This window comes from Neorhizobium sp. NCHU2750 (assembly GCF_003597675.1).
Taxonomy (GTDB): domain Bacteria; phylum Pseudomonadota; class Alphaproteobacteria; order Rhizobiales; family Rhizobiaceae; genus Neorhizobium.
Genome location: NZ_CP030828.1, coordinates 184,228 through 206,170 on the forward strand (window position 1 = coordinate 184,228; position 21,943 = coordinate 206,170).

Here is a 21,943-nt window from a genome sequence, read left to right on the forward strand (position 1 = left end):
GATGCGCGACAACGTTCTGCTTCATCTGGCTCTCATCTTCATTCCGCTTTCGTTGACCTCGATCGGCGGCGGTGCAGCGATCATCGCCGGTGCGCAACACCAGACTGTCGAGATTCAGCACTGGATTTCCGAGGCGGAGTTCGTGCATCTCTTTGCGATTTCCAGGGCAGCGCCCGGGCCAGGAACCATGCTGGCAACTGCCATCGGCTTTAAGGTATCCGGCTGGACGGGTGCGGCTGTCGCCACGCTCGCCCTGTTTCTGCCCTCTTCACTGCTGTGCTACACCGTCTTCCGGCTGACCAACGCGCATCGTGAAAAACGCTGGCACAAGACGATGCGGGAAGGGCTGGCGCCGGTCGGCACCGGCCTGATCATGGCGGGTGCGATGTCATTGTTCAGGGTTAGCGGCGGTGGCCCGCTCGCCTTGGCTACGGCCTGCGCATCCTGTCTGCTGCTTTATCTTGCGCCGCGATTTCCTGTTGTTGCGATGCTGGCTCTGGGCGGCGCCGTTGCCGTCGCCGCAGCGAGCTTTTTCGGATAGTGGTCAGGCAGCGGCGGTTTCGGCCGAGCGTGCACCTGCAAGCTTGGCTGCAAGCCTGATTGCCGCCTCCAGCGCGCCGGTACTGGCGATGCCCTTGCCGACGATGTCGAAGGCGGTACCGTGTGCCGGTGTGGTAAACACGACGTCGAGGCCTGCCGTCACAGTCACGCCGCGATTGAAGCCTCGCAGCTTCGTCGCGATCTGGCCCTGGTCGTGGTACATGGCGACAACGCTGTCGAACTCACCGGCAAAAGCCTTGATATAGACGGTGTCGGAGGGGAAGGGACCGGCACAATCATACCCACGCGCCGCCATCTTCTCCACCACGGGCCGGATGAGGTCGATCTCCTCGCGACCGAAAAGACCATTCTCGCCGGCATGCGGATTGAGCGCCGCGACGGCAAGACGGGGTCTATCAATGCCCGCCTTCCTCATCGTTTCGGTGGCCAGAACGATCGCATCGCTGATCGACTGCTCGGTGATCTGGTCAAGCGCCTGGCGCAGGGACACATGGCTCGTCACCCGCGACATCCACTGCCCGTCGAGCACGTTCATCTCGCTGAAATAGCGTGTGTGCCCCAGAATATGGGCAAACATCTTGTGTTCGTCCGGGAATTTCCATCCGCCATTGTACATGGCGCGCTTGTTGAGCGGGGCAAAGGAGATGGCATCGACCTCGCCTGCCATGGCAAAGTCGATCGCTCTCGACAACGTCTCGCCGGTGGCAAAACCGGATCTGGCGCTGACGACGCCTGGTGGATAAAACTCCGGGTTGGTGTTGCCGAGATCGACCAGCGGCACTTCGCCCGTGCGGTTCCAGTCAACCGCCGCCGGTCGTTCATAACTGACAAGCGAGAGCGATACACCCGCCTGCCCGGCGCCGAGTTCCAGCACCCGTCGGTCTCCAACGACCACCAGCCGCGCCGCATCCGACAGGCGCCCGTCGCTTAATACGCGGGCGGTCTGTTCGGGGCCGATACCGGTGCAATCACCCGCTGTCACGGCAATGATCGGACGGCTTTCTATGCTCATGATGCCTTCCTCCGCGAGGTGCCCGCACCCGCTGCTACCTGCAGTGCCGCAACGACCGCGTCGCCGCACTCGACAGTGTTGGCGGTCCCGCCCAGATCGCGGGTGCGGGTCGCCGGATCCTGGACGACGTCTTCGATCGCCGAGACGATGGCTGCAGAGGCTTCCGGATACCCGAGATGGTCAAGCATCATCGCACCGGCCCAGATCTGGCCAACAGGATTGGCAATGCCTTTGCCGGCGATATCCGGTGCTGATCCATGCACCGGTTCGAAGAGCGAGGGAAAATCGCGCTCCGGATTGATATTTCCGGAAGGCGCAATGCCAATTGTCCCGGTGCAGGCAGGGCCAAGATCGGACAGGATGTCGCCGAACAGGTTGGAGGCGACGACCACGTCGAACCGGTCGGGATTGAGGACAAAATGGGCGCAGAGAATGTCGATATGATATTTGTCCCAGCGAATATCCGGATAGCTCGCCGCCATCGCCTCCATGCGCTCGTCCCAATAGGGCATGGTAATGGAAATACCGTTCGACTTGGTCGCCGATGTGACATGCCTTGCCTCGCGCCGGCTTGCTAGTTCGAAGGCGAATTTCAGTACGCGGTCGATGCCGATGCGGCTCATCACCGTCTCCTGCACGACAATCTCGCGGTCGGTGCCGTTATAAATCCGCCCACCGATCGAGGAATACTCACCCTCGGTATTCTCGCGTACAATCCAGAAGTCGATATCGCCTGGCGCCCGACCGGCCAGAGGTGATTTCACGCCCGGCATCAGACGGACGGGGCGCAGATTGATATACTGATCGAACTCCCGGCGGAACTGCAGCAGCGATCCCCAGAGCGAGACATGATCCGGAATGATGTCCGGCCAGCCAACCGCGCCGAAGAAGATCGCATCGTGGTTGCCGATCTTATCCTTCCAGTCATCCGGCAGCATCTTGCCATGCTTCTGGTAATAGGCGCAGGAGGCAAAATCGAACCCGTCGAAGTGCAGCGGAATGTCGTGGATTTCCGCCACCGCTTTAAGCACCTTCAACCCCTCGGGCACGACTTCAAGACCGATCCCGTCGCCGGGAATGACCGCGATCTTCAGACTGTTGCTCACCATGGCCTGTCTCCTCCCAATCCATGTCCTCATCGGCTATGCGGCATCAATAAAAAATTGTCAATTATAAACTGTTGACAATTTGGCAAGCTAGGAAGACTTATGACATGGGAGGAGTTCTATCGTGGCACAGACAAATCTCATTGCTGGTGAAGCGCCGAACCGAACGCTCATGCGTGATTTTCACTATGCTCGTGTCGCCACCGGCGGTGCTGAAATCAATGTTGCCATTGGGGGCAGCGGCCCGCCGCTGCTTCTCTTGCATGGCAACCCACTGACGCATGTGAGCTGGCACCGGATTGCGCCTGCACTTGCCAGGCATTTCACCGTCGTGACACCGGACCTCCGTGGATATGGCGATAGCTCCAAGCCCGATGGTGGCCTCGATCACGCCGGCTACAGCTTTCGTGCGATGGCCGACGACAACGTCGAGGTCATGAGGCATTTCGGCTTCTCACGGTTCCAGGTGGCGGGGCATGATCGTGGTGCACGGGTCGGTTTCCGTATGGCGCTCGACCATCCCGAAAAGGTCGAACGGCTTGCCGCCCTCGACATCGTACCGACCCACCATGCCCTGACCCATGTGACGCTGGGCTGGGGGCTAGAAGCCTACCACTGGTTCTTCATGGCGCAGAAGGCGCCGTTTCCAGAGCGGCTAATCTGCGGCGATCTCGGTTATTACATCGATTACAAGCTGAACAAGAAAGGCGTCGGCCTGTCGATCTTCGACCCGCAGGCGATGGCCGAATACAAGCGCTGCACGACGCCGGAACAGATCCATGCCGTCTGTGAGGACTATCGAGCGACTGTTTCCATCGACCTTGCGATGGATAGTGCCGACTACGGTAAACGCAAGATCGAATGCCCGGTCATGGTTCTCTGGGGTTCCAACAGCCATTGCGGCCGGCATTTCAGGCCGATGGAAGCCTGGGCCGAATGGGCGCCTGACCTGCGGGGCTGGTCCATCCCGAGCGGGCATTATCCGGCCGAGGAACGTCCCGAAAATGTTCTAGCACCCTTCCTCTCCTTTTTTTCCGGGTCCGGACCGACAGCGTGATCCGGAAGGCCCCTCGCCAGAAAAGCGTCCCGGCGAGGGGCACTCCAACCTTCAGGCGCCGATATGGCGCAGTATCCCATCGGTCATGTCCGTGGTGCTCCCGGTGCCGCGGATGTCGCGGGTTCTGGTGGAAGGATCGGCAAGTGCTGCCGTGATCGCCTTTTCCATGATTGCGGCTGCCTCTATTGCCTGTGGCAGGCCGCGATTGTGCCCAAGCCATTCAATCATCATCCGGCCGGACTCGATCATCGCAAACGGATTGGCAATGCCCTTTCCGGCGATATCGGGCGCCGAGCCGTGGGTTGCCTGAGCCATGGCGATGGCCCCTTCGCCAATGCACAGACCTGGCGCCATGCCAAGGCCGCCGACCAGCCCGGCCGCCTCATCTGTCAGGATGTCACCGAACATGTTGGTGGTGACAATCACGTCGAAACTCTGGGGATCGCGGATCAACCGCATGGCCATTGTGTCGACGATAACCTCGTTGACCGTGACATCGGGAAACTCCTTGCCAACGCGATAGCATTCCTCGACGAACATGCCGCAGCCGAGTTTGAAAACTGTGTTCTTATGTACCAGCGTCAACTTTTTCTTGCGCTGGCGGGCGATCTCGAAGGCGGCACGCGCGACACGCGAGGAGCCAAGCCGACTGATGACGCGGACGGAAATGGTCATGTCCTCGCTTGGGCGAAACTCACCGGAACCGGCCACGACATTGCGATCCGGCTGGAAACCCTCGTTGTTCTCGCGAACGATAACAAGGTCGATATCGTCGTAGATGGCGCCGAGCCCCGGATAAGAGCGCGTTGGGCGAACATTGGCGAAGAGGTTGAACCGCTTGCGCAGGATCGGGTGCGGATTGATGGCGCCGGGTACCTTGGGATAGGCCTGATGACCGATCGGGCCAAGGATGAAACCGTCCATCTTCATCAGCGCCTCGATGGTGCCCTCGGGAAATGTCGAGCCTTCCGTATCAAGCGCGCTGCGTCCGATAGGCATGGGCCGCCAGTCGATCGCAAGTCCGGTTCGCGCTGCGGCAGCCTTCACCACGGCGACCGCAGCGGGCACGATTTCGTGACCAATGTCGTCACCATTCAGGATACCAAGGGTCAGATGGTTCATCGCGTCTTCCTCCTCCATGAGTGTTCTGCGCCATGTGTTGCCGATGACAGTTGGATGTTCAGGGCCGCGGCGCGTCGATGCGATCTGCATCGGGGGCTGACAGATAAGCAAACAGCCGGAACACCAGCGGAATTGTTGTCATCACCACGGCTATCCTCATGATCTGAAAACCGGTGACGGTTGCAGCGTCGAGGTGCATGGCGGTTGCCGTCAACACCATTTCCGTCACGCCTGCCGGTGAAATCGACAGGAAGGCGGTGCTGAACGGAAGGCCGGTCATCCAGCAGACCAGTGATGCGATCAGGGCGGCAGAGGCGAGCAGAAACGCCGTCGTCGCCACTGCCGCCAGCGAGACGCGCGGCAGCCTTGCGACAATCTCCCGGCGAAAGCGGCAACCAATCCAGGTGCCGATAACGATCTGGGCAAGATTGAGCAGCAGTTTCGGCACCGCGAAAGGGCCAAAACCTGATAGTGCGACCAAGGCTCCGATCAGCGTCGGGATCAGCAGCCAAGTATTCGGCATGCCGAAAGGTGCGACGAGATAGGCTGCGATGCCCGAGACCACAAGCAGACCTGCGAGTGGCAGCAACTCTGCCGCAAGTGGTACCGCCACCGGCGGCACATCGCCGGGGTGGCCGAAAATGGCAAGCAGGATCGGCACGCTGGTTACGATCGACGTCACACGGATCAGGTGTACGACGGCAACTATATCCGGATTGGCCCCCTTGTTCTGTGCGACGACTGCCATTTCAGCAAGTCCGGCCGCGGCAGTGGCGAAAAATGCCGTCTCTCTATCGACCCCGCCGAGGCGCATCAGCAGAAGCGCTGCAATGGATGTCGCCACGATGACCAGAACAGTCACGGCGACCATGACCGGGATCAGGGTCAAGGTGGCAACGGCCACGGACGGTATGAAGCGCAAGCCGATCGAGACGCCCACCACGACCTGGCCGATCTGACGACCATAAGGCACCGTCAGCACCGGTGCACCCGCAAGTGTTGCCGCCGCGCCGAACACCAGCGGCCCGAGCAGAAAGGGAAGGGGAACGCCCACGAGCTTTGCGAGGAGCGCCCCGCACGCTCCTGCAGCCAGTGTCGACGCCATACGCAAAGCGCTTCGGCGTACTCCCTTTACCGCTACCCCACCGCTTGAAGGGCTTTTGCCGGGCATTGCCGCCTGCTCCGATCAAGCAACCGTCATCAAGAGTTCGGACAACCGATCGAGCGATGTGAGACTATCGACCGAGCGCACCAGTTCGATGATCTCTTCTGCTCGGTCGCCCGACATGCCGGCGAAAGTCACGTTCTCACGGAACTTGGCGGCGACCTCGTCATAGGTCATCGGGAAGGCTGGCGACCCTTTGCCGAAATCGGCGCGACCAGAAACTCGACGGCCGTCATTCAGATCTATGTCGATGATCGTCGTCATCAGGTGATAGCCTGCAGCTTCCGCAACGTCGTCGACGACGAAATCCACCTTCTCGATCATCGCCTTGACGTCGTCGCGCGCGACCACCTCGTCGGTGAACTCGGCAAGCCCGGCGCGCCCTTCGAGAAGCAGGATAGCCATGCAGAATTCCATGGAGAATTTTGCCTGGAGCTCATCCTTCGGCCGATGGTGGATCAGCGCGTTCGGCATGTTGGAATTGGTGCCGACGCGGACATGTTTGACATCCTCGGCGCGGATACCGTTTTCGCGGATCAATCTCAGCATCTCGGTCATACCGGGATGAGTGAGTGAGCCGGACGGGTGCGGCTTGATGGAGACGCCTGGATCAGAAAATGTCCATGGCATGCCCAGCTTGCCATGGATCGCATTGATGTCGTAGCCGCCGCCGGCAGCACTGAAGAAGCCGCGCGGCGCTTCCAGGATTTTCGGTGTCGCCGTCCATCCATAGGAAGCGAACTGGGCGGCAGCCACACCGCTTTCGGAAGCACGGCCTGCATGAAAGGGCTTGGTCATCGTCCCGAAATTTTCGCGCAGGCCGGCGGACTGGCTGCCTGCCACGGATAGGGCACGCAGCGTCGTCCCGGCGTCAAACCCGAGCAGTCTGGAGGCCGCGGCGGCGGCGGCATAGGTGCCGCAGGTGGCGGTCGCGTGAAACCCGGTTTGGTAGTGGCGCGGATTGATCGCCTCGGCGATCTTGCATTCCACTTCGACGCCAAGATGATAGGCGAACATGAAATTGCGACCGCTGGCCATGGTCATTTCGGAGACGGCGAATGCCGCAGGAAGCGCCGGCGCGGTGGGATGGGTCAAAAGGCCGTAGACACGGTCCTTGGCAACGGCGAGCTGGGTATCGTCATAGTCATCCGCATGGATACCGACGCCATTCGCAAAGGCGGCAAACCGGGGTGCGACGCGCCGCCCGCCGCCGATAACTGTGGCGGGCCCTTCGCCAAGGCTGAGGTCCGAAAGGTGGCGGCGTACCAGTTCGCCGCTCTTTGCCACCGAGCCCGATACGGCGAGGCCAAATCCGTCGAGGATCGACTTCTTGCCGATTTCGATGACGTCACTCGGCAGGTCGTCTGCGCGTGCATTGACGATAAAGTCCGCGACATAGCGGGTCAGCTCGACATCGACTTTGGCATTCTGGTTCATGGCTGCTCCTCCCAGGCAAACAGTATGCACATAACGCAATGTCATCTGTAAATTGTCAACAATTTTTTATTACGAAACATCTCTTGCCGACCAAATGGCCTCGTATCGGCCAGATATCAATTCGTGTCGGGTTCGCCCGCGATGCGGGTGCGCACGATGCCGTTGCTGATATGCGCACGGGCTGCGACGAAAGCCTTCAGCGGATCACGCTCCTTCAACGCCTCGTAAATAGCCCTGTGCTCGGCATTGGAAACATGAAGGACGTCGGGGCTGGACAAGGCGCGATAACGCTGGATGTGAAGTTCTCGAACAAAGCTCTGGTATATCTGTTCCAGCCGCTTGTTGCCGGCCATATGCGCGATCTGGCGATGGAATTCGAGGTTGATCGGGTAATAGTCATGAACGATACCCGTTTCGACAAAAGCATCCATCTTGCCCAGCAGGCCGGCAAGTACCTTGAGTTCGCCGTCAGTGATCCTCTCGGCGAGCAGCATGGCCATGCAACCGAAAACACCGGCACGTGCCTGTGACAGATCCTGCGCTTCGTCGTTGGTCAGTGCCCGAACGAAAAAGCCCCGATTGGGGATGATCTCGATAAGCCCCATTGCGGCTATCGCGCTGCAAGCTTCGCGGATCGGTCCACGGCTGACGCCAAGCTTTTGCGACAAGCCGTTCTCGTTGATGCGTTCGTTCGGCTTCAACTCGCCTTCGATAATCATCCGCTCGATTTCCGCCTGCACGACATTGCTCAGCGAACGTGTCCGCAGAAAATCGATTGCTGCCATGCTCTGGGTCGGTTCGGGTATTTTCGCCATGTTGTCGTCGCGCATCCTGCAGGCTTTCAGGCGGCCGAAGGGCCGCCCCTTGGCAGTTCATACCAGTTGTCGCGATCCGATTCTATCGCCAGCAATCCAATGGTCCCGATATCCTTCGGATGGCGTCATCCACGCGGAGCCTCCTGTGATCTACCCAGAACCGGCACTGTATTGGCGATATAGACGACGGCGAAAGATGCAACCAGAAGGATAATCCCCAAAACGCATATTGCGCCAAGATCCCCGCTTTCGTTCAAATCATAGATGATCACCGACACGAGCTTCGTATTGGCTGTCGTCAGCAAGATGGTGGCCGACAACTCGCGGATCGTGCCGACGAAGACGAAGCACCAGGCGGCGATGACACTGGTGCGCAACAGCGGCGCCGTTATATCCCACAGCGTGCGCAATCTCGATGCGCCCATGATCCGGCCTGCCTCCTCCAGTTCCGGATGGACGCCGGCAAAGGAGGAGGACATCTGCTGATAACCCGCCGGAAGTTCTATCGTCATGAAGGCGATGAACAGGATCCAGATCGTGCCATAGAGCTGGAAGGTCGGATTGGCGTAGCTCAAAAATAGGCCGACACCGAGCACAATTCCGGGAATGGCAACCGGCGCGGTGGCCAGGAGACCGAGATATCTGGCACCGGGTATCGAGCGGCGAGTAACAAGATAGGCCGTCACGAGTGCAACGAAGGTCACGGCGGTCGCGGTCAGGATGCCGAGCATGAAGGTGTTGCGCAGCGCAAGCTGGGTGGCGGAGAATTCGAACAGCACGAACTTCCAGTGCTTAAGCGTGATCGTGTCCCAGGCCAGTGCGTCGCCTGCGGCACCGGTGAAGGCAGTCTTCAGGATGGCTCCGTAGGGCAGGAAGACTGTCAGCGACAGGATGGCGAAGACGAACAGACAAGCCGCCCACTTCCACTTGCCGAGCTTGATGATGCGCGGCGAACCGCTCTTGCCGCCAAGCACCGTATATCCTTTTCGGCCAAGCAGCATTTTCTGGGCACGCAGCAGAATGACAGTAATGACAAGCAGAGGGATGGCGGACGCTGCTGCCAGGCCGAGTTGAGGCGGAAACTGGAAAAGGCTCCAGATTTTTGTGGTTATGACGTGAAATCCGGCGGGCAGCGCAAGAATGGCCGGTGAACCGAACATCGTCAGGGATTGCAGGATCGCGATCAGCGTGCCGGCGAGCATGGCAGGCAGGACAAGCGGAAAGGTGACCTTGCGCAGGGTCGTCAATGCCCTGCCGCCGAGTATTGCGGATGCATCCTCAAGATCGGATGGCACCTTGTCCAAGGCATTGGCGACGAGCGTGAAGACGTAGGGGAAGGTGAAACAGGTGATCGCGAAAACCAGTCCGGACATGGTGTAGATATTGACCAGAACCGCCGATGCATCGAGGCCGAAAAGCTTGCGATAGATCACGTTGATGATCCCGCTATTCGGTGCGGCAAGGATTTCATAGGCGATCGCACCGAGGAACGGCGGCGTGACGAAGGATGCCGTTACCAGCATGCGGATCATTTTGCGCCAGGGCAGGTCGGTGCGCGCGACGAGCCAGGCCATTGGTGTGGCCACCGCGCAGGACAGTATGCCGACCGCGAAGGCCATTCCAATCGCGAGCCCATAGGCACGCAATAATGTCCTGTCGCTCACGAGAGCCGCGAGGTTCTGGAAAGTCACCCCTCCCGTCGCGTCGCTCCTGAAAGCGTAGTAGATGATCCAGAACAGCGGCAGGATGACCAGCACGCTCAGTAGCAATGCCAACAGCGCGAAGGTGGGGATCGACAGGTCGACGCGATGGCGCCGACCCTCCGAAATGCTTAAAGCAAGGTCTGTCATCTCAAATCACGTCCCGAAATACTTTTCGTAGCTGGACTTGATCTCCTGGATCATCGGCTCAAGCTTGGCCGGATCGGAATGGAGAAGCTTGATCTTCGAAAGCGGTGTCCTGCCTGGTTTTTCCTTCACGTCGGGATGAAAGGATCGCAAGCCTCCGACATCGCTGTTGGCCTGCTGTGCTTCACGCGAGAAAAGAAACGCGTAAAAAAGCTTGGCGGCCTGCGGGTGAGGGGCGTTTTTCAACACTGCCGCATTTCCGACCACCAGAGGCGTGCCTTCGGCCGGATAAACGATCTTGATGGGCTGGCCCTGTTCCTGCAGCAGGAAGATGTTGTATTCGTTGCCGTCGATCTCAAGCGCACGTTCGCCCTGGGCAAGCTTCTTGGGCGGTTCGGTCGATGACTGGACCTGCATGATCTGCTGCTGCCCAAGTTTTTCGAAATAATCCCATCCGAGAAGATCCTGCAGCACATAAGTGGCCGTCATCACCGTGCCACTGTAGCCGGGATGCGCCTTGACCATCTTGCCCTTGTATTTCGGGTCGAGAAGATCCTTCCATGTCTTCGGCGCATCGGCCTCCGACATCAGGTCTGTCCGATAGGCGATCACCGAGAGATGGGCGCGATAGGCGGCAAAATAGCCATCCGGATCTCGCTCATCCTCCGGCCATTTGTCGGCCACCTCTTTCGGCAGCATCTGCGCCAGCCATCCCTGCCGCTTGAAATAGGAGAAATGAACCGCATCCGAAGTTTCGATCACATCGGCATTGTTGATGCCTGAGGATATTTCCTGCCCGATACGCTGAAACACACGCTCGGCTCCAGCGCGTTCCACCTGTACGTCGATGCCGGAATAGGTCTTCTTGAAGAGGTCGGCGAGTTTTTCCGCAACGGCAACGTCGGTCGCCGTATAGAAGACGACCTTTCCTTCTTTTTGAGCTGCCGAGATCAACTCCGGCGTGATCGCGTAGGGCTCAGGAGCCTGCGCTTTCACTTGAGATGCCATCGCCAGTCCCGCGATGACCAATGTTGCTGATAATGCACTTTTCCACATATGCGACTTCCTCCCGTTCACATGCTGGAAATTGCTTGAGCGGCCGTCATTCCGGCAGCCGTATCGACGAGCCTCCTATTGCGCCAGCGCGCGGCAGCTTTCCGGCGGGAAATGCAGCCAGACATCGCTACCCGTCGAGATTTCCACGTTGACCGGCGCCACGGCGCGAACCGTTTCTCCTCCCGGTATATGAACGAGGTAATCGCGGTGCGAGCCGAGATAGACTTGGCGCTCCACCCTGCCGACCACGGAGTTCGTCTCTGAAAGCCGGTCGGGCGACAAGGCAATATCATGGTGACGCACGGAAATGGCGCCACCGCCACCATTGGCAGGCAGGGATCCGCTAGCTGATCTCAACGTGAAGTCCCCTGGGCACAGCAGTGTATCCTGGGCAACCTTCCTGCCGGTGAAGATGTTGGTGCCACCGATGAAGCGTGCCACGAACTCGGTTTCCGGGCGAGCGTAAATGTCTTCCGGCGATCCGGCCTGTTCGATGCGGCCATTGTTCATGACGACAATGACGTCGGCGGTCGTCATGGCTTCCGATTGATCATGAGTGACATAGACAGTCGTATAGCGGAATTCGTCATGCAGTCGCCTAATCTCGAAGCGCATTTCCTCACGCAGATTTGCGTCAAGATTGGAAAGCGGTTCGTCTAGCAGCAGAATTTCCGGCTTGACCACAAGCGCGCGTGCCAGCGAGACGCGCTGCTGCTGCCCGCCCGAAAGCTCTCCTGGATAGCGGCTCTCCAGCGCCTCCAACTTGGTGACGGCAAGTATACCGCGAACGCGTTTGGCAATTTCCTCGGCGGAAATTTTGCGCAACCGCAGGCCATAGGCTACATTCTCGAAGACTGTCATGTGTGGCCAGAGCGCATAGCTTTGGAAAATCATGGACATGTTGCGCCCCTCCGGCGGGACGGTCGAGTTTTCCGAGGAAACGACCTTTCCGCCCACACGCACCGCACCGCCGCTTATGCCGGTAAAGCCGGCAACGATCCGCAACGTCGTAGTCTTGCCGCATCCCGAGGGTCCCAGCAGACAGACGAGTTTGCCCTTGTCCACGGACAGGTTCAGGTCTTTGATGACAGTAAGGGCGCCGTAACGTTTGACGATGCCGGACAGCTCGAGAAATGACATTCAACCTCCCATTGATTGCCCTCAAGTGGGGAAACACTGGCCCCTAAATTGCAAATTGTCAACAAAAGAACGTTCACAGAAAGTCGAGTCTCTCATTCATGTGAACTGACGATCTAATCATCTACGATCGATCAAACGCGGCGGCCGATACGCAGGGCTTTCTCTCCGGCTGGCTGCGACCGGATTTGGCATTGTCTAAAATTATCGAGAGAGGCCGGGGTTACTATCGGACGACTATGGGCCGACTGCCTAGAACCGGAGGCCCGCCAACAGATTGAAGAAATCAATATGGGCCGTCGATAATTCCTTATTGGACAGTCTCAGTTTCTGCGCCAAATATCTTCCCCGGAGGGGAATGCATGCCGGCCGGGAGGAGTGCCAGCGTCGGCTTGGATTACACCTATCAGATTACCAGATACCGTACTTTCATCCGAAAATGCCCGTCGGATTGGAACGGGCATTTTCGATGCTGCTTTTTGAACGAATGTCGGGATCATATGGGAGGATGCCTGATGCCAACGCTGTCTTTGACGAGCAGATGCCGGCGTGTATTTCTCTGGGTGGGGCTCACGGCGATCATCTCGCTTGTGATGCAGGCGCTGCCTGTGGCGGCAGATCAATTTGTTGCAACGACCAAAAAAACCGTTGTTGAAACCGACAAGGGCAAGCTCCTTGGCTCGGTGGACGACGGCGTCTACAGCTATCTTGGTGTACCTTATGCCCGCGCCGATCGCTTCATGCCGGCGGAAGAAGTCAAGCCGTGGCAGGGCATTCGCCCGGCGGTGACTTATGGCGAAAATTGCTTTATTCCACAGATGACGGGTGTGGCCGGCGACGAATTGTTCAATCCGCATCGTTACATGCCGATGAGCGAGAACTGCCAGTTCCTTAACGTCTGGACGCCGGGCATCAAGGACCGGAAGAAGCGGCCGGTCATGGTCTGGATCCATGGTGGAGGTTATACTAACGGCTCGGGTATCGAGCTGACTTCCTATGACGGCCACAATCTCAGCAAGACCGGCGATGTGGTCGTAGTAACCCTCAACCATCGTCTGAACGTGCTCGGCTTCCTCGACCTGTCGGCCTATGGCGACAAGTACAAGAATTCCGGCAATGCCAGCATCACGGACCTCGTCGCGGCCCTGAAATGGGTCAACCAGAATATCGAGGTATTCGGTGGCGACCCCAACAATGTGACGATCTTCGGCCAGTCGGGCGGCGGCTACAAGGTCCGGGCGCTGATGGGGACCCCCGCTGCGAGGGGACTATTTGAAAAAGCGATCGTCCAGAGCGGCTCGCGCCTCGATTCGACTACAGACAAGGCATCCTCTGCCAAGGTCGCCGAGTTGACACTCGCCAATCTCGGCCTGAAGCCGGAAGAGGTCGATAAGCTCGCGAGCGTCGATTACTACGCGCTGCTCGCTGCATCCGACAAGGCGCTGAAGGACGCGCCCTCACAAGGGGCCAGGGATGCTCGCTACGCACCAGTCGCTGATGGCACCTATATCCCGGAAAACCCGGTCGGTTCACGGTGGGTTGACCAGGCCAAGGACATTCCGCTGATGGTCGGTGATACGCTGAACGAGTTCGAGACCGTGATCACCCGCAAAGTGGGAGATCTCGTTGCCGACAACAAGAACGGCTGGAACAACGCCAAAGCTTCGGCAAAGCTGAAGGAGCGTTTTGGTGACAAGGGCGAGGCAGTCGGCAAGGCCTTCCTCGCCGCTTATCCGGAGAAGACGTTGGCGGATGCTTATTTCGTCGACACCCGCTACCGGGTCGGCGCGATCAGGGATCTGGATCTCAAGGCCAAGCAAGATGGCGCACCAGTTTACTCCTACATGTTTGCCTATGAATCGCCGGTACTCGACGGCATCGCCATGTCCTGGCATTGCTCCGAGCTGCCTTATGTCTTCGCCAATGCCGGCCTTGTCAAAACCGCGACCGGTGGCGGCAAGGAGGCACTCGCGCTCTCGCGGAAGATGAGCCAGGCCTGGGTCAACTTTGCCCGCACGGGTAAGCCAAGTGCCAAGGGCCTGCCCGAATGGCCGGCCTATACGACTGACAAGCCTGCAACCATGGTCTTCGACACCAAACCACGCGTGGCGATAGACCTTGACCGTAAGGTCATGCAGGCGACGGGCGCTCTTTAGGACGGCCCCATCATTCCGATCACTGGGCGTGTCGAGCAGATGCGCTCGGCTTCGATGGCCCTATGGTCTTTCCGCAATATCTCAAAAGCAGGGAAGAGATCCTTATGCTGAATTCAAACGACGGCGCCGTTCTGCGCCTTATCGCCACGGCGGCTTTGGCAGGTGCGCTGGCGATGATCAGCTGCAGCGCCATGGCGGCTAACATGATGATCGGTGTTGTCTCCGTAGAGGGAGGGAAAGTCAGCGGTGTCGATACCGATGTCGCTGGCGTCGAGGTGTTCAAAGGGATTCCATTCGCCGGCCCGACGGGTGGTGAAAACCGTTTCAAGCCGCCACAGCCGGTCGTCAAATGGGAGGGTGTGAAGAAAGCAGATAGCTGGGGCGACCAGGTTCTGCAGGATATTCACGGCAATCCGACCGGACAGTTCTGGGGCGACGAATTCTATTTCGACCCGGCTTTCCTGCCGAAGGCGAGTGAAAATGGCCTCAACCTGAATGTTTGGACCCCGGCGCACCGCAAGAGTGAGAAACTGCCGGTCTATGTCTGGATCCATGGCGGCGGCAACCATCACGGTTACGGCTCCGAAATGGAGTTTTACGCGTCGAAACTGGCGGCCAAGGGCATTGTCGTGGTGGCCATCCAGTATCGCACCGGCGTGCCGGGCTTCCTGGCGCTGCCTGAACTTTCAGCCGAAAGCCCGAACAAGGTCTCCGGCAATTATGCCATGCTGGACCAGATCGCGGCGCTGAAATGGGTGCGTGAGAATATTGCAGGCTTCGGCGGCGATCCTAAGAATGTCACGATCGGTGGCCAGTCGGCGGGTGCGCGCAACTCGACCATGCTTCTGCGTTCGCCGCTCGCCAAGGGACTGTTCCACCGGGCGGTCATTGAAAGCGGCTTTACCGGCCTTCTGCCATCGCCGATGACACCGCTTGCCGATCGTGAGAAGCAGAATGCCAAGGCGATCGAACAGATATTCGGCAAGCCGATGAGCCTTGCTGACTTGCGCGCCATTCCGACCGACGATTTCATCTCCAAGACGGCGGCCGATGGCAAGACGCAGCTTTACGAGGCGCTGCACAAGGCGGCCAATATTCCAGCCCAGCATGCCATCGATGGCTATGTCTTCACCGACAAGTCGATCGATCTTTTGCGTGCACATGCGCTGGACGGGATCGATATCATGATGGGCGGCACGTCGGACGAATATACATCGCTGATGGGCGGCCCGGACAAGGCGATGACCGATGCGGAATTTACCGAGGCGATGGGCAAGCTCGGATATGACGAGGCCTGGAAACAGGTCTATCGGCCGTCCAGTCCCCTCGAAGCCTATCGCATGAGCCTGCGGGCCAAGTCGGATTACAATCTGCAAGCCTATCTGCTGTCGGCCGAGGCCGCCAAGAAGCGCAACAAGGACTTCAATATCTACGCCTATTATTTCAACAACGCGCCTCCCGGCCGCAATTCGGAATTTTACGGCTCCTTCCACTCGTCCGACCTCTGGTATTTCTTCAATTCGCTGCGCAACAAGGAAGGCCAGCGTTTCTGGACGGGAGCCGATTTCCGGATGGCGGAGGCCATGTCCTCCTATCTCGCGAATTTCGTGAAGACGGGCAATCCGAACGGCAAGGGCCTGACGAAATGGCCGCAGGCTTCCGCGGCCAATGACGGCTCCTTCATGCGCTTCCACGACGGTTATGCCACGGTAGTCACCGGCACGCCCTATCCGGAGCGTGACAAGCTGAACCGCGATACGATCCTGCGGGTCAACAAGCTGAAGGATCCGGTTGCCGGCAAATAAACTCCAAAAAAAGATGCCGGCAGGTCACCCTGCCGGCAATTGCTCCGGGACCCAGCGTCGGGAGTGACTGAACGCGGCCCGGAGAGGGATTTCGGGAAGATCAAGCCCGGATGGTACGCAGCTCCGTCGTGTAGGGTTCGAGATCCGCCGCCTTCAGGTTAATGCCGAGACCGGGCCGATCGGGGACGGCCACCATTCCATCCTGATCCAGCTGCGGCCGACCGGCGAGATCGAGCAGCGGGTTCGGGCCGACGTCGAATTCGATATAGGGGTAGGGATCCCTGCCGCCCGCACGGTGGGGCGGCAGGGTGGCGATCAGATGCAGTGCCGCGTGAAAATTCACCGTGCTTCCCCAGACATGCGGGATAACAGGTCGAAGATACATGGCGGCCAGCGTCGCGACCTGCGACACGCCGGTCAGGCCGCCGCAGATGGCGATATCCGGCTGCAAAACGTCCATCGAGCCATCGGCCAGGAAAGGCAGGAAACCGGCGGGGTTGAATATCGCCTCGCCGCCGGCGATCGCCGTTTTGATATGGGATGAGGCCAGACGGTACCCGGCAAGATCGGTCGGCCGAACCGGTTCCTCGACCCAAAGAAGCCGCGCTTCTTCCATGTTCGCAACGGTAGCAATCGAACGGCGCGGTGTGCAGGACTGGTTGAAATCGATCATCAGGTCGGCATCCGCGCCGATCTGCCGGCGCGCATTCATTACGGCTGTAACATCGTCGACAGGATCGTATCCGCTTCTCAGCTTGAACGCCTTGAAACCCTGCTCGAGATAACCGTCGAGTTCGCGGCCGAAATCCCGGTAAGGATGGCCGCCCGGCTTGAAGAAGGGGCCGCTCGCATAGGCGAGGACCTTGTCGCGCCGCGCGCCGCCAAGCAGTTTCCAGAGCGGCATGTCCCAGGCGCTGGCGGTGAGGTCGTGCAGTGCCATGTCGACTGCCGCGATTGCCGGCATTACGGCGTCCCCCTCGTTCGCCTCCCGCATCTTCTGCCAGAGAGCACTGATCTCGGTCGGGTCCTTGCCGATCAGATGCCGTGACAGCTGATGTTCGATCGTTGCTGCAGCCGTTGCTGGTCCGACCCAGGCCTCACCCCAGCCGGACAGGCCGCCGGCAACAATCTCCACCAGCAGGGTCTGGCGGCTGGCAAAGAAGACGAGCGCATTGCCGATCGGTTCATCCAGCGGCGCGGAAAGGAGGTAAAGGCGGATTTCGGTAATCTTCATAATGGCATTCCGTTCAGGCGTGTTTCTGCGACTTCGGCCGGATCATGTCCCGCATGATGTGGCCAAGGATGAAGATCGCGATGGCGGTGATGGCCATGGCGACGGCGAGGAAGATCAGCGCGCCCTGGAAGCCGCCGGTTGTATCGCGCACCCAGCCGATGATCGTCGGGCCGAAGAAACCGCCGGTGCTGCCGACGGAATTGATCAGCGCGATGCCGGCCGCCGCTGCCGTGCCGGTCAGAAGCGTCGAGGGGAAGATCCAGATTGTTGGCGAAGCGCCGCCAATGCCCGCGGCGCCGATCGTCAGGCCGATCACGCCAAGGATCGGACTTGAGGAGAAGGCGGCGATCAGGAAGCCGCAAGCGCTGACGAGGAAAGGGCCCGCCGTATGCCAGACACGCTCGCCTGTCTTGTCGGAGTGGCGGCCGACGGTGATCATCGCGACGGCCATGAAGGCGAAGGGGATGGCGGCGACAAGGCTAGTCTGCATGGTCGAAAGACCGAACTGCTTGATGAACTGCGGCATCCAGATCGCAATCCCCGTCGTTCCGATGACGAGGCCGACGGCGATCAGGCACATCAGCAGGACACGGGGGTCGACCAGGGCGCGGCCGACGGAGAAATGCTCGACCTTCTCACGTTCGGAGCGTTCCGCGGAAAGCCGCTCCGTCAGCCAGCGGCGCTCGCTTTCGTCGAGAAAGGTTGCGGATGCTGGGCTGTCCTTCAGAAAGAAGAAAACGACAAACCCCATAATGACGGCCGGCATGCCCTCAATCATGAACATCCATTGCCAGCCATGCAGGCCCCAGACGCCTTCAAAGCCCTGCAGGATCAGGCCTGACAGCGGAGCGCCGATGACCGACGCCAGGGGAACGGCGACGTTGAAGGTGGAAAACATCCTGCCGCGATAGGCTTTGGGGAACCAGAGCGTCATGTAGAAGATCATGCCCGGAAAGAAACCGGCCTCGGCCGCACCGAGCAGGATGCGGACGATGTAGAAGCTCGACGGGCTCCAGACGAAGGCGGTGAGGGCGGAAAGAATCCCCCAGGTGACGAGGATGCGGGCGATCCACAGCCGCGCACCGACGCGCGCCAGCATCAGGTTGCTCGGCAGCTCGCAAAGCACATAACCGAGGAAGAAAATCCCGGCACCGAAACCGAAGGCGGACGCGGAAAAGCCGAGATCGGCATTCATGGTCAGCGCCGCAAAGCCGATATTCACGCGGTCGAGAAAGGCCGCCAGGTAACACAGCATTAGGATCGGCAGGATGCGTATCGCTGCCTTGCGGATGATATCCGGTCTCTCGTTCATCAAATTCCTCCCAGGATCCTCTTTTGGTCGGCCTCTTGCGGCCGGAAGTTCAGCGGCTTCTCAGATTGCTTGCGAGACCGGACATCGTGTCTTCGCGGATCAGGCCCAGAGCGCCGGCGACATGCCACCAGCCGTGATCGGCCTGACGGACGATCATGCATTCGGTGCTGACGCCCATGTGATTGCCTTCGAACGAGTGACCGACGGCGATATGCGCGACCTCGTCCGGCAGGCCGACGGTGAGACAGACATGCATGCCGAACACGGAATGGCGGAAGGTCGGAGCGCCGGCCTGTGCGGGGGAGGCTGCCCAGCGCGCACGGTTTTGCTCGTCGAACTCGTAAGGCTTGCCGACATCGTGGCAGGCGGCGCCGGCAATCAGGATGTCCCAGTCGATCGAGACCTGCGGATAGATTTCCTCGAACTCGCGGGCGATGGCGCGTGCATACCGCAGCACGCCACGTACATGATCGGCCTGGGTTCCGGCCTTAAGGACCGGAGACCCCGGATTACCATCCGGGGGAATGTGGGTGATTCGGGCAAAGCCGGAGCAGCAGAGCGCATAACTCCAGGCCTCGATGACCTTGGTGCGAAGGTCCTCGTTCTGAATGAGTGCGATTTCCGGGAAATCCTCGCTCACCCAGGCCCTGGTCTCGTCGCTGATCGGCCGCCGCAACGTCGCGTAGTGATATGTCATGCTCTTACCATGTCCTCTGGAAGCGAAGCCGAGTCCCTTGCGGGATCGAATTCCGGTTCGATCGGTCTGCGGGTCATTGTCAGTGTGGCGATGGCGCCGACCACGAGCAGGGCTGCGGCGACACCGAATGCCCCGGAATATCCGCCGGTGGCGGCCACGACGTAACCGGTGATGATCGGTGCGATCAGGCCGAACAGGTTTCCGCCAAGTGCCGTGATGGCGATGACACGCGAAACGTCGGCCGGATTGCGCAACAGATCGCTCGCCAGCGTGAAGTTGAGGCCGGCGCCGGTTGTCGAGCCGGTCAACACCAGCGTCAGCACGAGAAGCAGTTCCCAGAGATCGCCGACATTGGGCGCAAGCAGGATGAGCAGAGACAGTACCGCCATGGCGGCGATGAAATTGCGTCTGCGGCCGGCGCGCACGCTTTCCGACGAGAGGATCTTGTCGCTTGCCCAGGCGATCGTCACTCCGAGCACGATGGTGATCAGATAGGGAACTGCGGTCAGATAACCCGTGTTCATCGTCGACAGTTCACGGGTCGACTGAAGGAAGCTCGGCAGCCAGGTCAGGAACAGATAGGCCGTATAGACAAGGCAGGCCTGGGTGACGACGAGACCCCAGATGCTTTTCTGCGACAGGAGATATTTCAGCGTCGAAGGCCGGGCAGTGGCGACCGGAACGACCTGCTTTTCATCGCCATTGCGTTCGCGGATGATCTTCTGGCGCTCCGTGTAGGAAAGCCAAGTCGCCTTTTCGGGCGATGCGAACCAGTAGAGCCAGGCAAGGAGCCAGATATAACCGACAATGCCGAGGACAACGAAAGCCGTCCGCCAGCCGGCATACTCGACGAGACCGGCTGTTGCGATGGCACCGATCGCGGGGCCGGCCGAAGAGCCGCCGTTGAACAGCGTCGTCACCAGCCCGCGTTCCTTCTGCGGGAACCAGTCACGGATGATGCGGCCGCAGGCCGGGAAGGTCGATGCCTCGCTCGCACCCATCACCAGACGGGCACAGAAGATCGATGCGAAACCGCCCGTTGCCGCGGTCAATGCGGTGGCGGCCGACCAGATCGCAATACCGCCGCCAACCATGCGCTTGGGGCCGACGCGTTCGACCAGCAGGCCAAGCGGGATCAGGCAGACCACATAGGTCCAGAGAAAGCCGGAAAACAGATACCCCATCTGCACCGGTGTGAACCCGAATTCCGCCGCTATGGGTTTCGAAGCGATCGAAAGCGCGATGCGGTCAACGTAATTGATAACCACCGCCGAAAAGATCAGCAGTGCGATCCATATGCGTCGTCTGTTCATTCGAGACCTCCCCTCCTCTTGAAACCACGAACTGGCACGCATAATCATTCCATAAGTTCATTTCGTCCAATTGGTTTGAATTCGCCCATAAGATAGGATTTTTCAATGAGTCGTCCGTCGGTGCCGCAGCTGGAAGCTTTCTTCTGGACAGCCGAGCTTGGAAGCGTGCAACGGGCGGCGGAAATGCTGAACGTCACACAGCCGACGCTGTCACTGCGATTGAAGCAGATCGAGGCGACCGTGCGATCGCCGCTTCTTGAGCGGCACGGTCGCGGAGTGCGGGTGACGCGATATGGCCAGGCCTATCTGGCGCGGGCGAAGGTCGTGCTCGATGCCTATAATGCGCTCGTCACGCAATCCGACGTTCCCGATATCGGCGGCCTGATGCGGATAGGGGTGGCGGAGGGATTTGCCGTCGCCTGCATGGCAGCCATGGTTGAGGACCTGCAGCAGGATTTTCCGCTCCTTCGCCCCGAATGGGTAATCGCGACCAGCGCAGGCCTTGAACAGTCACTCGCCGAAGGTCAACTCGATCTTGCGATCCTGGTCGATCCCTTGAGCCTGAAAGGCGTGCGTCTTTCGGCCCTCGGCCCGCAGCCTAACGGATGGGCGGCTCCTGCAGCTCTCGGAAAGATCGAAGCGACTCCGCGAAATCTTGCCAAGTACACCATCGTCACGACTCCGCCGCAGACGGCGATGTATCGGGCGACCTTCGCCTGGTTTGCCGAGGACAAGATTTCGCCGGACAAGGTCTGCGTCTGCTCAAGCCTGAATGCTGCCCTGCAGTTGGTCGCAGCCGGTCTCGGCGTTGGCATTTTTCCGGCAAAGGCGATCGATGCCTATCCGCAGCGATCCGCTCTCCAGCGGCTCATGCCCGAACCGGAATTACGGACGGGACATGTCTACCTCGCCGACCGGGCAACTGCCGACCAGGCAAGGAGCTCGGCGCTGCTGCGGACGATCGAACGAACCTGCGAAAGATTGCAATACTTTTGACGCGCAATCTGGACGAGCATGGCGGTGAGATTACATAAGACCTCTCGTGGAAGCTTAGCGTGGCTTGCCGGGTAAGGGTATCGGTTCGATCTTCATCAAGAGCTATTCTCCGATG

Annotated in this window: 18 protein-coding genes; 5 read left to right on the forward strand and 13 right to left on the reverse strand. The window is 59.6% G+C overall.

Going from position 1 to position 21,943, the window contains the following annotated elements:
• Window position 1 precedes the first annotated feature (1 nt).
• Entirely contained in the window at window positions 2-541 is a 540-nt protein-coding gene (locus NCHU2750_RS21635) for a chromate transporter (RefSeq protein ID WP_119943851.1), read from the forward strand.
• Window positions 542-544: 3 nt separating this feature from the next.
• Here the strand turns inward: NCHU2750_RS21635 and NCHU2750_RS21640 are convergent, their stop codons facing one another.
• Window positions 545-1,573: a PdxA family dehydrogenase gene (locus tag NCHU2750_RS21640; protein ID WP_119943852.1), complete on the reverse strand. Its 1,029-nt coding sequence runs from the start codon at window positions 1,571-1,573 to the stop codon at window positions 545-547.
• A complete protein-coding gene (locus NCHU2750_RS21645; protein ID WP_119943853.1) occupies window positions 1,570-2,682 on the reverse strand; it encodes a tartrate dehydrogenase in 1,113 nt (370 codons plus the stop codon). The genes NCHU2750_RS21640 and NCHU2750_RS21645 overlap by 4 nt, the downstream gene beginning before the upstream one ends.
• Before the next feature lie 169 nt (window positions 2,683-2,851).
• Between NCHU2750_RS21645 and NCHU2750_RS21650 the strand changes: the two genes are divergently transcribed.
• Complete coding sequence (locus tag NCHU2750_RS21650; protein ID WP_119944309.1) at window positions 2,852-3,736, forward strand: alpha/beta fold hydrolase; 885 nt, start codon at window positions 2,852-2,854, stop codon at window positions 3,734-3,736.
• 51 nt (window positions 3,737-3,787) lie between these two features.
• Here the strand turns inward: NCHU2750_RS21650 and NCHU2750_RS21655 are convergent, their stop codons facing one another.
• The 7 genes from NCHU2750_RS21655 to NCHU2750_RS21685 all read right to left on the reverse strand — a co-directional run bounded on the left by NCHU2750_RS21655 (window position 3,788) and on the right by NCHU2750_RS21685 (window position 12,318).
• Window positions 3,788-4,858: an isocitrate/isopropylmalate dehydrogenase family protein gene (locus tag NCHU2750_RS21655; RefSeq protein ID WP_119944310.1), complete on the reverse strand. Its 1,071-nt coding sequence runs from the start codon at window positions 4,856-4,858 to the stop codon at window positions 3,788-3,790.
• Window positions 4,859-4,916: 58 nt separating this feature from the next.
• Window positions 4,917-5,963, reverse strand: a complete 1,047-nt coding sequence (locus NCHU2750_RS21660; protein ID WP_162939746.1) for an AbrB family transcriptional regulator — start codon at window positions 5,961-5,963, stop codon at window positions 4,917-4,919.
• A gap of 81 nt (window positions 5,964-6,044) precedes the next feature.
• Complete coding sequence (locus NCHU2750_RS21665; RefSeq protein ID WP_119943855.1) at window positions 6,045-7,460, reverse strand: MmgE/PrpD family protein; 1,416 nt, start codon at window positions 7,458-7,460, stop codon at window positions 6,045-6,047.
• Window positions 7,461-7,576: 116 nt separating this feature from the next.
• The gene (locus tag NCHU2750_RS21670; RefSeq protein ID WP_119943856.1) at window positions 7,577-8,290 is read right to left on the reverse strand and encodes an FCD domain-containing protein; all 714 of its coding nucleotides are present in this window, start codon (window positions 8,288-8,290) and stop codon (window positions 7,577-7,579) included.
• Window positions 8,291-8,400: 110 nt separating this feature from the next.
• Entirely contained in the window at window positions 8,401-10,125 is a 1,725-nt protein-coding gene (locus NCHU2750_RS21675; RefSeq protein ID WP_119943857.1) for an ABC transporter permease, read from the reverse strand.
• Between the two features lie 6 nt (window positions 10,126-10,131).
• Window positions 10,132-11,178 (reverse strand): extracellular solute-binding protein, encoded by a 1,047-nt coding sequence (locus NCHU2750_RS21680; RefSeq protein ID WP_119943858.1) that lies wholly within the window; start codon window positions 11,176-11,178, stop codon window positions 10,132-10,134.
• 75 nt (window positions 11,179-11,253) lie between these two features.
• The gene (locus tag NCHU2750_RS21685; protein ID WP_119943859.1) at window positions 11,254-12,318 is read right to left on the reverse strand and encodes an ABC transporter ATP-binding protein; all 1,065 of its coding nucleotides are present in this window, start codon (window positions 12,316-12,318) and stop codon (window positions 11,254-11,256) included.
• A gap of 590 nt (window positions 12,319-12,908) precedes the next feature.
• Here NCHU2750_RS21685 and NCHU2750_RS21690 point away from each other — a divergent pair.
• Both NCHU2750_RS21690 and NCHU2750_RS21695 read left to right on the forward strand, forming a co-directional pair.
• Window positions 12,909-14,471 carry a carboxylesterase/lipase family protein gene (locus NCHU2750_RS21690; RefSeq protein WP_119944311.1) on the forward strand — a complete coding sequence of 521 codons (1,563 nt, stop codon included), beginning with the start codon at window positions 12,909-12,911 and terminating at the stop codon, window positions 14,469-14,471.
• Between the two features lie 104 nt (window positions 14,472-14,575).
• Window positions 14,576-16,276 (forward strand): carboxylesterase/lipase family protein, encoded by a 1,701-nt coding sequence (locus NCHU2750_RS21695; protein WP_119944312.1) that lies wholly within the window; start codon window positions 14,576-14,578, stop codon window positions 16,274-16,276.
• Between the two features lie 100 nt (window positions 16,277-16,376).
• Here the strand turns inward: NCHU2750_RS21695 and NCHU2750_RS21700 are convergent, their stop codons facing one another.
• The 4 genes from NCHU2750_RS21700 to NCHU2750_RS21715 are packed head-to-tail and all read right to left on the reverse strand — an operon-like array spanning window position 16,377 to window position 20,832.
• Window positions 16,377-17,510, reverse strand: a complete 1,134-nt coding sequence (locus tag NCHU2750_RS21700) for a mandelate racemase/muconate lactonizing enzyme family protein (protein WP_119943860.1) — start codon at window positions 17,508-17,510, stop codon at window positions 16,377-16,379.
• A 13-nt stretch (window positions 17,511-17,523) separates the two neighbouring features.
• Complete coding sequence (locus NCHU2750_RS21705) at window positions 17,524-18,822, reverse strand: MFS transporter (protein WP_119943861.1); 1,299 nt, start codon at window positions 18,820-18,822, stop codon at window positions 17,524-17,526.
• A 49-nt stretch (window positions 18,823-18,871) separates the two neighbouring features.
• Window positions 18,872-19,519: an HD domain-containing protein gene (locus NCHU2750_RS21710; RefSeq protein ID WP_119943862.1), complete on the reverse strand. Its 648-nt coding sequence runs from the start codon at window positions 19,517-19,519 to the stop codon at window positions 18,872-18,874.
• Window positions 19,516-20,832 carry an MFS transporter gene (locus NCHU2750_RS21715; protein WP_119943863.1) on the reverse strand — a complete coding sequence of 439 codons (1,317 nt, stop codon included), beginning with the start codon at window positions 20,830-20,832 and terminating at the stop codon, window positions 19,516-19,518. The genes NCHU2750_RS21710 and NCHU2750_RS21715 overlap by 4 nt, the downstream gene beginning before the upstream one ends.
• Before the next feature lie 105 nt (window positions 20,833-20,937).
• Here NCHU2750_RS21715 and NCHU2750_RS21720 point away from each other — a divergent pair, with 105 nt between their 5' ends.
• Complete coding sequence (locus NCHU2750_RS21720; protein WP_119943864.1) at window positions 20,938-21,828, forward strand: LysR family transcriptional regulator; 891 nt, start codon at window positions 20,938-20,940, stop codon at window positions 21,826-21,828.
• The last annotated feature ends 115 nt before the right edge of the window (window positions 21,829-21,943 follow it).